Annotated in this window: 16 protein-coding genes and 1 pseudogene; all 17 read left to right on the top strand. The window is 39.7% G+C overall.

Translation table 11 applies throughout. The features are described 5' to 3' along the window. Positions 1–779: 779 nt before the first annotated feature. The 17 genes and pseudogenes from MKX75_RS07370 to MKX75_RS07450 all read left to right on the top strand — a co-directional run bounded on the left by MKX75_RS07370 (position 780) and on the right by MKX75_RS07450 (position 14,305). Positions 780–1,139, top strand: coding sequence for a tyrosine-type recombinase/integrase (locus MKX75_RS07370; RefSeq protein ID WP_339169063.1), 360 nt, complete (start codon positions 780–782; stop codon positions 1,137–1,139). Positions 1,140–1,300: 161 nt separating this feature from the next. Continuing rightward, on the top strand, positions 1,301–1,882 hold the full coding sequence (locus tag MKX75_RS07375) for an SAM-dependent methyltransferase (RefSeq protein WP_339169065.1): 582 nt from the start codon (positions 1,301–1,303) through the stop codon (positions 1,880–1,882). Positions 1,883–2,031: 149 nt separating this feature from the next. After that, positions 2,032–2,670, top strand: coding sequence for a hypothetical protein (locus tag MKX75_RS07380; RefSeq protein WP_339169066.1), 639 nt, complete (start codon positions 2,032–2,034; stop codon positions 2,668–2,670). A 172-nt stretch (positions 2,671–2,842) separates the two neighbouring features. Next, positions 2,843–3,547: a hypothetical protein gene (locus tag MKX75_RS07385; RefSeq protein ID WP_339169068.1), complete on the top strand. Its 705-nt coding sequence runs from the start codon at positions 2,843–2,845 to the stop codon at positions 3,545–3,547. A gap of 169 nt (positions 3,548–3,716) precedes the next feature. Further along, entirely contained in the window at positions 3,717–4,574 is an 858-nt protein-coding gene (locus tag MKX75_RS07390; protein WP_339169070.1) for a DUF6602 domain-containing protein, read from the top strand. Between the two features lie 152 nt (positions 4,575–4,726). Next, positions 4,727–5,232: pseudogene (locus MKX75_RS07395) on the top strand (AAA family ATPase). A gap of 272 nt (positions 5,233–5,504) precedes the next feature. Next, positions 5,505–6,338, top strand: a complete 834-nt coding sequence (locus tag MKX75_RS07400; protein ID WP_339169071.1) for a hypothetical protein — start codon at positions 5,505–5,507, stop codon at positions 6,336–6,338. Positions 6,339–6,442: 104 nt separating this feature from the next. Continuing rightward, positions 6,443–6,934, top strand: a complete 492-nt coding sequence (locus MKX75_RS07405) for a hypothetical protein (RefSeq protein ID WP_339169074.1) — start codon at positions 6,443–6,445, stop codon at positions 6,932–6,934. A gap of 315 nt (positions 6,935–7,249) precedes the next feature. After that, positions 7,250–7,990, top strand: a complete 741-nt coding sequence (locus tag MKX75_RS07410; RefSeq protein WP_339169076.1) for a hypothetical protein — start codon at positions 7,250–7,252, stop codon at positions 7,988–7,990. A 212-nt stretch (positions 7,991–8,202) separates the two neighbouring features. Beyond that, complete coding sequence (locus tag MKX75_RS07415) at positions 8,203–8,799, top strand: hypothetical protein (RefSeq protein WP_339169077.1); 597 nt, start codon at positions 8,203–8,205, stop codon at positions 8,797–8,799. Between the two features lie 194 nt (positions 8,800–8,993). Next, positions 8,994–9,371, top strand: coding sequence for a hypothetical protein (locus MKX75_RS07420; RefSeq protein ID WP_339169078.1), 378 nt, complete (start codon positions 8,994–8,996; stop codon positions 9,369–9,371). A 341-nt stretch (positions 9,372–9,712) separates the two neighbouring features. Continuing rightward, complete coding sequence (locus MKX75_RS07425) at positions 9,713–10,540, top strand: transporter substrate-binding domain-containing protein (protein WP_339169079.1); 828 nt, start codon at positions 9,713–9,715, stop codon at positions 10,538–10,540. Between the two features lie 27 nt (positions 10,541–10,567). Next, positions 10,568–11,263 (top strand): amino acid ABC transporter permease, encoded by a 696-nt coding sequence (locus MKX75_RS07430; protein ID WP_062833221.1) that lies wholly within the window; start codon positions 10,568–10,570, stop codon positions 11,261–11,263. Continuing rightward, positions 11,260–11,970 (top strand): amino acid ABC transporter permease, encoded by a 711-nt coding sequence (locus MKX75_RS07435; protein ID WP_076330080.1) that lies wholly within the window; start codon positions 11,260–11,262, stop codon positions 11,968–11,970. The genes MKX75_RS07430 and MKX75_RS07435 overlap by 4 nt, the downstream gene beginning before the upstream one ends. Next, complete coding sequence (locus tag MKX75_RS07440) at positions 11,967–12,719, top strand: amino acid ABC transporter ATP-binding protein (protein ID WP_062833223.1); 753 nt, start codon at positions 11,967–11,969, stop codon at positions 12,717–12,719. Before MKX75_RS07435 ends, MKX75_RS07440 begins: the two co-directional genes overlap by 4 nt. Before the next feature lie 23 nt (positions 12,720–12,742). Continuing rightward, entirely contained in the window at positions 12,743–13,759 is a 1,017-nt protein-coding gene (locus MKX75_RS07445) for an LLM class flavin-dependent oxidoreductase (RefSeq protein ID WP_339169080.1), read from the top strand. A gap of 51 nt (positions 13,760–13,810) precedes the next feature. Continuing rightward, complete coding sequence (locus tag MKX75_RS07450) at positions 13,811–14,305, top strand: DinB family protein (protein WP_339169082.1); 495 nt, start codon at positions 13,811–13,813, stop codon at positions 14,303–14,305. The last annotated feature ends 17 nt before the right edge of the window (positions 14,306–14,322 follow it).

The raw sequence follows: 14,322 nt of genomic DNA on the forward strand, positions 1-14,322 counted from the left end.
CACAAGCTGTATGGCCTATCGGCATCATTCAGCAGGAAGATGTGCCGCGTCTTTACGGTCCGTGGCACGTTTGGGGCAGGCATCACCGCTATGTGCGGGGGATGCCTGACTTGATGAGCACCGCGCTATTGACCGCGGTGCTTCTCCATGAGGTGCTGCCCATTGGGCGCAGCACCTCATCCTTACGCGGCTTGTCATTGCACAAGTCGCGCTCCGTACTACCTTTTACAACAGCATATATGTTCCGAAAGCATCGGAAGGACGTCTGATTCCCTAGGGGATGAAGAAGGGCCTTCCTTTTTGTTTTTCAGAATGATAGCAATAGCATAACCAATCCAATCGAAGGAGAGTTTCCTATGAATGAACATGCTACTACCACAGAGACGATTACCATAACAAAAGGTTCCGCTGAATTACTGCACATCTACATCCCGTATAACCCTGCATATATTGAGCGCATTCGTCGGATCAAGGGCAGAAGGTGGGAATCCCAAAAAAAGTGTGGATTATTTTTTACACCATAGCTGCTATACAGGAGTTCATGAATCAATTTGATCCAGTTGATGTCCAGATTGCCCCGGAGTTGTGGGTGGAAAGCGAAGATTTACAGCATTGGAAAACTAGCAAGGGAAGTAATGTATGGAGTAAAGAGTCACTACAGAAGGCATTAACATTACGAGGATACAGCAGTAAAACAATTAGAGCGTATTCATGTACTCCATCATCCTACAGATATCCAGTATATTCGTCCCAAAAAGCAGATAAAATTACCTAAAGTCATGTCAGAAAAAGAAGTTTCTCAATTGCTTAAATCTGTTGTGCAGGAATACACTACGGAGTATAGACCCAATCGTTGGTTATTTCCGGGACAAGCTTCTGATCGGCATCTTACCGAGCGCAGCGTACAGAAGGTTTTTGAAGAAGCTAGACAACGCGCAGGCATTGTAAAAAAGGTTAGTATTCATGCCTTAAGGCACTCCTTCGCTACGCATTTACTGGAAAACGGAACAGACTTGCGCTACATTCAGGAGCTACTCGGTCATACGAGTGCACGAACAACTCAGCGATATACGCATGTGAGTATGAAAAATATCCAGCGTATTCAGAGTCCGCTGGATCGTTTGGATCTGGGAGAGTGAGTTCTCCTATAAATCTACCTTTTTCACCAAATTCTTCTTCGCAAATACCACAGCATCGGTTATCATAGACGTAGTTCGGATATCAGGCAAGATTTGTGGTATTTACGAAGTGCATAAATTAGATGTTATGTGAAACCACTCGAAAGCAAAGGAATAATAAAATGATAAAAATGAGTGAAAATGAATGTTCAAAGCCTCTTAAAATCATAATAGGAGCATCTTCACAAGCCTATCCAGACTGGATTCAAACTCAAGAAGAAGAATTGAATCTACTGGATCGAGCTGATTGGGAAGAAAGCTTTAAGTCAAGAAAGATTAGAACTATCCTTGCAGAACATGTATGGGAGCATTTGTCTTACGAAGAAGGCGTGGAAGCAGCAAAGATTTGTTATGATTTTCTTGAACCAGAAGGATATATTCGATGTGCAGTACCGGATGCTTTTTTTAGAAATGAAGAGTACCAGAATATTGTTCAGATCGGTGGACCCGGCCCAAAAGAACATCCAGCTGCAAGTCATAAGATTGTACATAATTATAAGACCATTACAAGCATGTTCGAAGAAGCAGGATTCAAGATTAAGTTACTGGAATACTGTGACGAAAGTGGAGAATTTCATTTTAATAACTGGAATCCTGAAGATGGTTTCATTTATAGATCTTTTCAATTTGATCACCGAAACAACAATGATGAATTGGGATTCGTCTCACTGATAGTAGATGCAGTCAAAGAAATGTCGGAGTAAGTCGAAGAAGAAAGTGGCATCACATAACATCATATTCGCGCTGCGGACATTCGTCCTGGGTCTGGCATTCGCCAGACACTCGACATGCGTCGAGTCGTGAATACGGGAACGTTAGCTGAAGTAACTGAGAGAACAAGGAGTGATATTGAATGACAGATAAGGCGATTTTCAATGAATTAATTCAAGAAGGAGAGATGATAAATCCGTACTTTGGACAAATATTAGAAAATGGAATCGATTTTGTACCTTACATAGGAAAGTTAATTCAGACAGTCAAAATTAATCGACTAATTCGCAGATTTAAAGAGCATGACAAAAAAATTAATTTCATATCGCACCTTGCAGCAGATTCTGTATTATCATCGGAATATATAAGTCAAAGGATTTTCCCAATTATCTTTTCAGATTTGTTTGAAGAACATGAAGATGCAAAAATAAATTTAATACTTAATGGCTTTGAAAATGTTTTTATTGAAGAGAATAAGAACGAATCAGTGATAATTAACTTTTATGATATGTTAAGAAATTTAAGATACTTGGATTTGAAGAGGTTATTTTATTTGGCAGGATTGACTGAAGAAACTATTACTTTTGTCCAAGAAAGTGACGTACATGGTTTGATACGAAATATAGATAGAAGACTAGAGAATAATGGATTACTAAATATAAAGAAAACATGGAAAGACATTGGTGATAGTGATTCAGATAAAGATAGAGATGATGTTGAAATTTCACTTTATGGAAATAAATTCTTGAAATTCATACTTGAAGGGGATGGGCTAAAGTAAATTCAATGAAGTCAGTTAAATCAGCTAACATAATATTCAAGCAGCGGCTCCTTTGGAGCCTTGGTCTGCGGGATGGATTCCAGAGAGGGATTTCAGCAGACAACCCCTTCGGGGTTCGTTAATACAGGAACGTTAGGCGAAAGATAACGATCATTAAAAGAGAGGTACTCTTATGACGATAAGATTTGAGAAGAAATTTAAACTTGAAGACGTAATCAATAAAGAGAAAGAGTATCATCTTTGGATAATATCAATGGGTATTGCAAGACAAGATTTGTATTTCGATATCGGACAAATGAAAAGAATCATTGATTCTGGTAATCAAGAAGGATTGTTTTATTTTACGAAGTTATCAATTTCACATGTGAATGAAGTAATCGCGCTATTAAAAAGTGCATCTGAGAAGTACCATGAAGTTTTTTCACAGTTCACTAGAATTGATAACTTTTTAAAAGAATATAATGAGTTGTTAGAATTATGCGAAGGTAATGATAATAATTCTTTTTTTAAGAGAGTATTATCCGAAGCAAGAAATAATTATTTTCATTATAACAAAGGTAATTGGAATGACAGAAAAAAAGAGTATGATTTTGAAAGTACTAAGAAAATTCTTGAGTCGTTATATAGAGAAAAATTTTTTACCGGATTTAAGATTGGAGATTCAATAGGAGAAAATGACTTTTATTTTGCAGATGATATACAAATTAACTGGTTATTTAAACTTGGAAAGGAATATCAATTAAATGAATCAGATCTACTAGAAAAAATTAGTGAAATAACATCGAAGACTATGAGGGTTTTGACAATAGTAATAGATGATTTTTTTATTAATAAGACTAGTAAAGACATTGGATTTAATATTCGCTATCGAAGATAAAATGTTAGATTATTCGAAGAAGTGTTATCCATCGCCTAACATAATATTCACGCTGCGGCTCCTTGTGGAGCCTTGGTCTGCAAGTTGAATTTCGAAGAGGAATTTCAGCAGACAACCCCTTCGGGGTTCATGAATACAACAACGTTAGGCGAAATTCTTTAAATCAAATATGTTAAATCATCAAAATAGAAACTTGGAGGTGCAAGTAAGAAAAATGCCTAATTACTTAGAATATCAAAAGTCAATTGCCAAAGAATTCAAAGCGCACGAGTTACGTGTTCGTCACCTTATCGACGATGCTAATTGGGCAGAAGAAGGACGATATAAAGAAATCATATTAATGAATTATTTAAAAAGGATTCTTCCCAAAAACCTCTCTGTAGGAACTGGATTCGTAAGAAACAAAAATCGCATAACTAAGCAGATAGATCTCATAATTTATGAGAATAATATACCACCTATTTTTTCAGAGGGAGATTTTATTGTTACAACTCCAGAAAATGTGATAGGTATTATTGAAGTTAAGAGTTCTATAGAACCTTCCAAGTTGTTAGAAATAGTCGATAAGGCTAATGAGAACGGTCTTATTATTTCTAATGGCCGTGACATTTCAATATTTAATGGGATTTTTGCATATAGCGAAGTTAAAAGAAAAGATCAAGCTTATCAAAGTTACATAAAAAAGTTTTTTAATAATAAAATCGTACAACGTGATCACTTTAATGAAATTTTTCCGAAAACTCTAAAAGTCTGTGTTAATAATATTTGCTTAGGAGATAGAAGGTTTGTTAAATTGTGGCCGTTTAAAGAGGAATATGATGAGTTCTTTGCAGAATATAGTTTTTATAAATTACCAAGTGGATTAGGTATATCTTATTTTTTATCTAATTTACAAGAGTTTATTTTACGTAGACAACTCGGAAATTATAGTGATCCTTTAGAACCGCATTATAAAGATGTTTATTATCCTCTCCCAGAAGGCAAAGAAGTTCATAAGATCTATTTTGAAAAGTTTAAAGTATTATAAAAATAACTACGAAAATCGCCTAACAAAATATTCACGCTACGGGTATACGCCCTGGGTCCAGCATTCGCTAGACACTCGACATGCGTCGAGTCGTGAATAGGAACGTTATCCGAAAAACTTACAATACTACATTTGAGGATAGAGGTGTAAGTATATTCTTTTTACAGATGTCAGGATTCCCAGGATCAGGAAAGTCGACATTAGCAAGACAGATTAGCCTAGCAACTGGAGCTGTCATTGTCGATCATGACATTTCCAAAACAGCAATTTTAAAATCGTTATCATCATAAGGAAACACGATGGAAGGTAAAATAATAGGACAACTATCCTATGATGTAGATTGGTCGTTGGTGGATTTTCATTTATGGAATGGACACAGTGTCATTATGGATAGTCCTTGTTTGTACAGAAATTTATTAGAAACCGGACTTTAATTAGCGAGAAAACACAAAAAGAGATATAAGTATGTGGAATGTTATATAGAAGACATTGAAATAATAAGAAATCAATTAAAAAATCGAGAAAGACTTCTGAGCCAAATCGAAGCACCATCATCAGAAGAAGGATTTTATAAGACTATAAAAACAGTAAAAAAGTAGATTCATCGAAACCAATCTCAGATTACTTTCCAAAAGTACTTGAATATATAAATGAATGAAAATAAAAGTATAGATAATGAAAGTAAATTCAAGGTGGTAAGTCCATTGGATAACAAAGCATTAACGCATCGGGACATCCGTCCCTTGGTCAGCAGAGGTATTGGCAGAGAAGTAGATCCTGCTGACAACCCTGCGAGCCTAAGTCTGACGACCCGTTGCGCTTCGCTCCACTTAAGGCTTTCGGGTTCGTGAATGCAAGAACGTTAGATGAAATTAGTTACGATTAAGTAATAAATAATAAGGTTCAATTAGAAGAATAAAGGAGAATAAAATGCCAGTGAAACGAGGAAAAAACTTTAGAAGTGGTGATCTTGCGGAACAATTGGGAATATATATGATTCAATCATTGGCTTTGGTAGCTCCAATACCGCGCACGGAAGACGTTGGAATAGACGTTGTAGCAACTTTATTGAGAGATGATAATAAATACTCATATGTTGCTGAGGATTCATTTTATATTCAAATTAAATCATCTACAGTAAACAAAGTTGAATATGAAGAAGAAGGTGTTAAATGGCTGTATGATTTAAAACTTCCCTTTTTTATAGCAACTGTAGATAGAGAAATATCCATGATAAAGTTGTATTCTACAAAAAGGATTTTCGATGCTTTTGCAATTAACAAAGATAGAAGGAAAATAAATATTATTTTAGAAGAAGAAGAAAAAGTTAAAATATATGATTTTGTAGATAGTAATATTGAAGATATATATACTGGCGCACCAATAATTGAATGGTCGGTAAATGAATTAATGACTGATGAAAAGGAAGTTAGAGAACGGTTCTATATAATTCTAAAAGAACATATAAGAATTATACAAGAAAGTATGGAATTGCATGAGATTGGTTTAGGATCAACTTACTTATGGGAAACTAATAAGTTACCTTCATTTTTTAGCTGGAAAGGTAGTACGAATGCAAATATTGATTTTGAGGTAATTGCAGATAGAATGATGAATTATTTAAATAAAGTATTAGATATAAGCACTGTTGTTGGAACTAGAATTGTATTTGATGAAGTCAAGTCGACTTTAGAATTTTATGAATCTATATATGAGAATTATGAAAGTGTTCGACAGCAAAGTGATAAGTTAAATCGTGACTAACATTATCTAACAGAAAATTACCAAAATAGATGAGAAGCGCCACTTCACTGCCGAAACGTTAGGCGAAACCTCATAGTAGATAGTAAATAGAGGAGAATATAATAATGAATTATACTCTTATTCGTATGAATGAAGTTTTTCCACATGATAGCGATGTTGCTAAGTGGATAGTTGGACTGGCAATCATACATAACGACTTTGTATTTCTCAAGAGAAAATTATTTAAAACTTCAGATGACATTTCAGACTGGATTTTTGAAACAACATCTGTTCTTAAAATTTTTACTGCCTCCTTAAGAGAGGCTATCTTCTACTTAGAAGAGTCTGAAAAATTAGAAGAGGTAAGAGTTTATATCAATTCCCTACCCCGGTATATGATTCAGAAATATGAAATTCTCAAGAAGCTATTTAGAACCGGTGAGAAAGCAGAGTTATTGCAAAGATTATCAAATACAAGAAACATAACTTATCATTACACTAAACCTCAAAGAAAAGAGTTGTCAGAAGCATTAGAAGCATCAAGTAATGAGATTTTAGCATATGAAGAGAACAATCAAAAGTTTTTATTTGCAGAACATATAAAGAATACGATTTGATTAAGATCATTGTTTTCATCTAATGAACTTAAGTTAGAAAAAGAGCTACCCATTGAAGAGCTAATTATGAGTATTAGAGAATCGATTGAATTACTCATTGATTTTTCTAGCGAAGTAAGTAAACACTATTTAAAAGCATTTTGTAAGTAATTCATTGAGGCATCGCCTAACATAATATTCACACTGCGGGCATACGCCCTTGATCCGGCATTCGCCGGACACTCAGCATATGCTGAGTCGTGAATACAGGAACGTTATAAGAAATCGGTGCAAAGAGTAAACCCATAATTAATGCAAATACATAGGAGTAAATCTATGAATTACAAATATAGTCTATTCAACGAGGATGGCAGTTTAATTATCGGACATTGCGATAATATTGCTGGATTATTAGAAACGAACATTAGTGAAACTGCGGATGAGGATTACTACGATCTCAGTTTTATTAATTTTCATTTCAGCGCTGACTTTAAACAGATTTGCTCAAACGGAAAGTATCCCATAAGTAATATATACATACTTATTTTAGATCATTGTGGTAATAAGATAGGTGATTATTATTTTGTATTGAATACTCAGATAGTATTTACCTCTTCAGATTTAAAAGATGGGCGAGATGTTAATATTGCTGGTTATCTTCCAATTGCTCTTTCTATGGAAATTCTAAGACTCTGGGATCTTGGTAGAGAGTTAAAACAAAAGAATATTTGGTCTCAATTTACTAACCACCAGCGCGAGATCTGGATGGAGATAATCAGAAATCGCGATAATTGTTGTAAAATCTCCAGTAATATTCAGGACATTAATCAAACGTATTATGTTGATGGCCGACATATCATAGATAAGATTTCTTTTTATTTCGCGCTGGGTGAATCCATCAATGGCCCTGGAGGTTATTTCGGCGGATGTCTGGACAGCTTGTCAGATTGCTTGTGCGGAGATTTTGGTGTGAAACCACCTTTTACGATTGAAATCAATGGATTCGCTGATAAATGCGAAATAATTGAGAATATTTTAGAATTGCTTAACGAACATAATGTTACAATCAAACTTTAAAACAAAAAAAGTGATTTTTTGAAAGTTAATCGAAGAAGACACCGATATCTTATAACATAATATTCACGCTGCGGCTCCGATGGAGCCTTGGTCTGCTTGAAGGAATGCGGAGAAGCAATTTCAGCAGACAACCCCTGTAATACAGAAACGTTAGCTGAAACTCCAAAAAACAATATTAAAAGATGAAGTAGGTGAAGTTTAAGTTGTCTTATATGAAACCAGTAATCCGAGAACCTTATTACGATAAACCTATTTGGATTGAGAATGAAGTGAATCGAAAGGAATTTACTTTTTTATCTTCGAAAAGTAGTGACGCTGAAGTTGAATTTTTTTTACTGCATTTATTTGGCTACAACAACATTGATGTATCGAATTCTTTTGAAGAATCTTTTGAAGAGCTACTTGAGCAAGATGAAGTGGCGATACTAGGTGGGGTAGCTTTTATAAAGGATGATGAGACATGTATCATGCCTAGCTGCTGTTGTGGGCTAGAAGAAATACAATCAATAGAACATTCAATTCAAGCTAAACAAAGTCCATGGCTTGGGCATGACCCATCGCCTGGTATTCAGTATTTTGATGATTACGCCTTAGTATGGTCAGATGACCCGGAACCACTTAAGGAAGAACTAGTAAGCATTAAGTTTACCTATAATGAACTGGCAGAAAGCCTTAAGAAATGTAAAAAGGACTTATTGGAATTTATAGAAGAACCATTATATAAATGGATTAAGGTAAGAAATGGTGACATAGCGAATCGAATGAAGCAAAAGATGTTTCACTGGTTTTTGAAAGACGAGTTTTTATGATCAGAGACATTCAAAGGAGATTTATTTTCAAAGTGATTTAATAGAAGAAATAGAAGTAGTACTAAAACGACTTTTGTAGGTAGTACATAGAAGGAGAGTACTTTTGATAACAGAACATTCGAGCTGGGGCTCCTGATGGAGCCTTGGTCTGCGAGTTGAATTTCTTGTGTAGTACGGGATGTGGAACAAGAGAAATGATAGAAATTAATTATAATGTGCAAGAAATACCTAATCATGATTTTATGCTTACTGTGAATAACTACTTTCAACATTTTGATGATATCCGGAGATGGAGAGACTACACGACAGAAACATATGTGAAAAGCGTATATGCATGGTGTACAGGAGACTATACAGAAGAAGCAACAGTCGATGAGATGGTTAAAGTATATTATCCATTAAACAAGGATTCTCTTAAGTTAGAATCGGTAGATATAAATAACATTGAAGTAAGTGAAAATGATGAGATCTTAATTGAAGTATCTAGAACATGGGAAGATGGTCAAAAAGATGAATCCACGTATTCCATACTCTTCGAAAACGAGGGATGGCAAATTGACGATCGGATGTGAACGTTGATTGGAAAGCACTAACATATGTATGAATGGTTTGAATTAACTGAATGTATACTTGCGAAAACAAAGAAGCTGGGACATCAAATCTCCGGCTTTTTTGTCGATCTTATGTCTCTAAACTCTCACAACAAGAAGACTTTCCCGACACAAAATATGGTGAATAGGGAATCGTGTAATCGTACCCATTGAATAATTGAATTTACATATAGAATAGTTCTATAAGTATACCCGTTGACGATATTCCCACTGGGATGATATTTTTAGATCAATTAATTCCTACTTAACATGTATGAATTGGTGGTTTAAAAATAATATAAAACATAACGGGGGATACAAACATGAAAAAATGGTCTGTTTTAACACTAACTACTGCACTAGTTCTGGCGTTGACAGGATGCAACACCGGGGGAGAAGCGAAGACGGTATCGGGAGCTGAGGGGGCAAACGAACCAACCAAAATTATTGTGGGGACAGGCACACAGTTTCCGAATGTAGCCTTTATTGACGAAAATGATAAGCTGACGGGTTACGATGTAGAACTGGTCAGAGAAATTGATAAACGGCTTGATGATTACGAATTCGAGTTTCAGACGCTGGAGTTCACCAACTTGCTGCTGAGCCTTGAAACGAACAAGATTGACATGGTTGCACATCAAATGGAAAAAAATCCGGAGCGTGAGGAGAAATATTTGTTCAACAAAGAAGCGTACTCCCATTGGAAAAACAAAATTGCCGTTCTTAAAGATGACAACTCCATTCAATCCATTGACGATTTGAAGGGCAAGAAAGTATTTACTACAGCAACCAGTGCACAAGCCATCTTGCTGGAAAACTACAACAAGGAGCATGATAATGCACTTGATATTGTATATTCAAGCGGTGTAGCCAACGATTTCATCTCACAACTCAAGTCCAAACGGGTTGCAGCGTCTATAGCTGCAGACTTTACCCTTCCACTTATCGATCCAAATAATGATCTCAAACTGGTAGGTCCGCCGCTCAGTGAATCAGACACGCTGTTTATGTTCCGCAAAAACGACCCTGAGCAGCAAAAACTCGCTGACCGTGTCGATGAAGTGCTGAAGGAAATTAAGGCTGATGGCACATTGAAGCAACTGAGCGAGCAGTGGCTTGGCTTTGACGCTACACAATCGGAAGCCAAATAACACGTAGAGGAAAGGCAGGTCGCTGCGATGGGTGCACCATTTGAATTCAGTTATGTCATTGACTACTTTGTAAAGCTCCTACCCACCATCAGTACTACGCTTCTAATTGTAGTTAGTGCAATGGTGCTTGGACTTATCATCAGTTCCATCGCGGCACTGCCGCAGATGTATAATATCCCGGTGCTGAAACAGCTGTCTAAGCTGTATGTATCCTTTTTTCGCGGTACACCGATCCTGATTCAGCTGTTTTTGTTCTATTACGGTGTACCGGAAATTTTAGGTTTGTTCGGCATCAATGCCAATCGTGCACCAGCGCTGTATTTTGTCATTTTGACTTACTCGTTGAATAGCGGAGCGTTTATGGTGGAGATGATTCGGGCTTCAGTCGCATCTGTGGATCGGGGGCAGGTCGAGGCTGCTTATGCGCTGGGCATGTCTGGTCCACAAGCCTTTTTCCGGATTGTATTGCCGCAGGCATATGTGACGGCACTGCCTATATTCTCCAATATGGTGATTGGCAGCCTGAAGGATACATCACTTGCTTTCAGTGTGGGTGTCATGGAGATGACCGGTAAATCCTCCACACTGGCAACGATCTCTCGTCATTTTATCGAAGCGTATATTTCACTGGCTCTCATTTATTTTGTTCTAAGCTTTGTGCTGGATCGGGTGTTCCGTGTGCTTGAGCGGAAAGTACAGAAGAGGGGGTTTGCTCCGATATGAGCTTTGATCTTTCCTTTGTATGGACCGCTTTCGTGGAGCTTCTCGGTGTCATCCCGATTACGCTGGCGATTACCGCTGTATCGGTTGTCTTCGGTTTTATCATCGGCACAGCCGTTGCGCTTGTCCGCCAATTTCGGATTCCTGTTTTGAGTCAGCTGGCGGCTGCCTACGTTACATTTATTCGCGGTACGCCAATGATTACGCATTTGCTTCTGATCTATTTCGGTCTGCCCATGGTGATTGACAGTGTGACAGCATCGCTCGGACTTGGATTCAACTCCGCGTCGATTCCGTTGATCGGCTTTGCCTACCTCGCATTTTCGATTACGGCTGGCGCTTATGCGTCAGAGATTGTTAGATCCGGCTTGCTCTCGGTTGATCGCGGGCAGATCGAGGCTGCTTATTCCCTTGGTATGACAGTATCGAAGGCGATGCGCCGAATTGTGTTGCCACAGGCTTTTGCGGCGAGTCTGCCCAATATTTCGAACATGCTGATTGGTATGCTGCATGGTTCAACGCTGGCGTTTGCGGTCTCTGTGGTGGAGATTAACGCCAAGGCGCAAATTGTCGCATCGACCAACTGGAAGTTTTTTGAGGCGTATGTGGCGGCAGCTCTCATTTTCTGGGGTCTGACCATAACTATTGAAAGACTGACCGCGCTGGCAGAGAAGCGGTTCAGGGCGTACAGCCGGGGAGGGGTGTCATGATTGAACTAAAGCAAATACACAAAAGCTTCGGGGATAACAAAGTGCTTTCGGGAATTGACCTGAGCGTAAAGCGCGGAGAGGTTGTTGCCATTTTGGGACCAAGTGGTTCTGGCAAAACAACACTTCTGCGCTGCATCAATTATTTGGAAAAGCCGGATTCCGGGCATATCAGCATCGGAGACTTTACCCTGAATTACAAGCAGCATAACAAAAAGGATATCCATGCTCTGCGCCAAAAGTCAGCGATGGTATTCCAACAATATAATTTATTTCGCCACAAAACGGCGCTGCAAAATGTGATGGAGGGGCTTGTCGCTGTCCGTAAAGTGCCGAAGGAGGAAGCAAAGGCGCGCAGCGCGGCCTTGCTGGAGAAAGTTGGCCTCGGAAACAAGCTTGATTCGTACCCTAGCGAGCTGTCAGGTGGACAGCAGCAGCGCGTCGGCATTGCACGGGCGTTGGCGATGAATCCAGAGGTCATTTTGTTTGACGAGCCGACCTCTGCTCTGGACCCGGAACTTGTAGGCGAGGTGCTGGCTGTCATTCGCCAAATTGCGGAGGAAGGAATAACGATGATCATCGTTACTCACGAAATGGGTTTTGCGCAGGAAGTAGCGAACCATGTTGTATTCATGGATGGCGGTGTCATTGTGGAGGAAGGCGATCCGAAGCAGTTGTTCCGATATCCGAAGGAAGAACGCACGAAGCAATTTCTCAAACGCATTACGCCTGACGCCGCATACTCGATATAAGGAACATTGGAGGGGGACTGTACATGTCATTTACATTAGGAATTTTGGACCAAAGCATCGTGTTTCCCGGCCAGACGGCTGCGGAGGCGCTGAACAATACAGTAGAACTGGCGAAGCTCGCGGAGTCGCTTGGCTATGATCGGTTTTGGGTAGCCGAGCATCATGACTCGGAAGGTGTTGCCGGATCATCGCCAGAAGTGCTCGTATCGTATTTGCTGGCACAGACCCATACCATCCGAGTGGGCTCCGGTGGTGTAATGCTCCAGCATTACAGTCCATATAAGGTAGCGGAAAACTTCAATTTACTTGCGACACTGGCCCCGGGGCGGGTTGAATTGGGTATCGGGCGAGCGCCGGGCGGCTTGCCTCGTTCCACGAAGGCGCTGCAAAAGGGAATCGCAGAGCCGGAAACGCTGGAGGACAAATTGGTGGAGCTTAAGGACTTCCTGCATTCTCCGGCGAGTGAATCCCATGCGCAGCCAGGGCTGACGGCTCATCCGTTACCAGGACAGCCAGCGGGGATTTATATGCTGGGTACAAGCGTTTCCAGTGCAGAGCTGGCAGCAAGGCAGGGGCTTCCTTATGCGTTTGCCCTATTTATTAACAGTGATCCCGAGACGGCTCGTGCTGCGCTAGATGCTTATCGCACACAGTTCAACACTGAGCAGGGCGGGGAGCCCCAAGCCATTTTGGCTTTGTCTGTCATAGCAGCAGATACGGAGGAAGAGGCTAATGCGCTGGCGGGACAGCATAAAAGTGTACGTGTGACGCTGGCCAGTGGCAAAACCGTTAATGTGCAGACGTTAGAGCAGGCAGCGGAATTCGCAAGGCAGGCGGGAGAAACGTATACGGCGGTTGAGCGCGAAGCGGACATTACTCGCGGCACGAAGGAAACGGTGCGAAAGCGGCTGCTCGAACTATCGGAGGAATACGGTGTGAACAGCTTTGTATTCACAACGATTATTCCTGATTTTGATAAGCGGACTCGTTCCTTCCGGTTGCTTAGAGAAGCATTTACAGAGGAACTGGTGCAACCTTAATAATGTTTACAATCGAATTCATTTCATAATACAGATCGGAGAGCGGTAATCATGGGGAACACAACAGAGAAGACAGAATCAATCATATCCGCGTACATAGATGCTTATGACGAGATTGAACAGGAAATCGCGGGACTGACCGAGCGGCAGTTGAAATGGAAATCGTCTCCATCCTCCTGGAGTGTTACCGAAGTGCTGGCGCATCTGGTGGACCACAGCATCGTCGTTTCCTTTCGCATCCGGGAAATACTAGCAGGATCAAAAGCGACGCTACCCGGCTTTAACCAGGATACGTGGGTTGCCGGACAAAAAGCAAATGAGGAGCAAATCTCTCGCCTGATTACGATTGCTCATGGCCTGGTTCAATACAACGCTGGGCTACTGGAGCGCCTGGGAGATGAGGAATGGAGCAAAACCGGCATCAACTTCAAAGGGGAGACGGTATCTCTATCTGCGATCATCCCGGCTTTTGTAGCTCATGTGGAGAACCATCTCAACCAGATTCGCAGAATCAAGCAAGAAGTAGCTGAAAAGCAGGTGCAATGATGGGAAAGTCTGAGGCG

Source organism: Paenibacillus sp. FSL R5-0341 (genome assembly GCF_037975235.1).
In the GTDB taxonomy this organism is placed as follows: Bacteria; Bacillota; Bacilli; order Paenibacillales; family Paenibacillaceae; genus Paenibacillus; species Paenibacillus amylolyticus_A.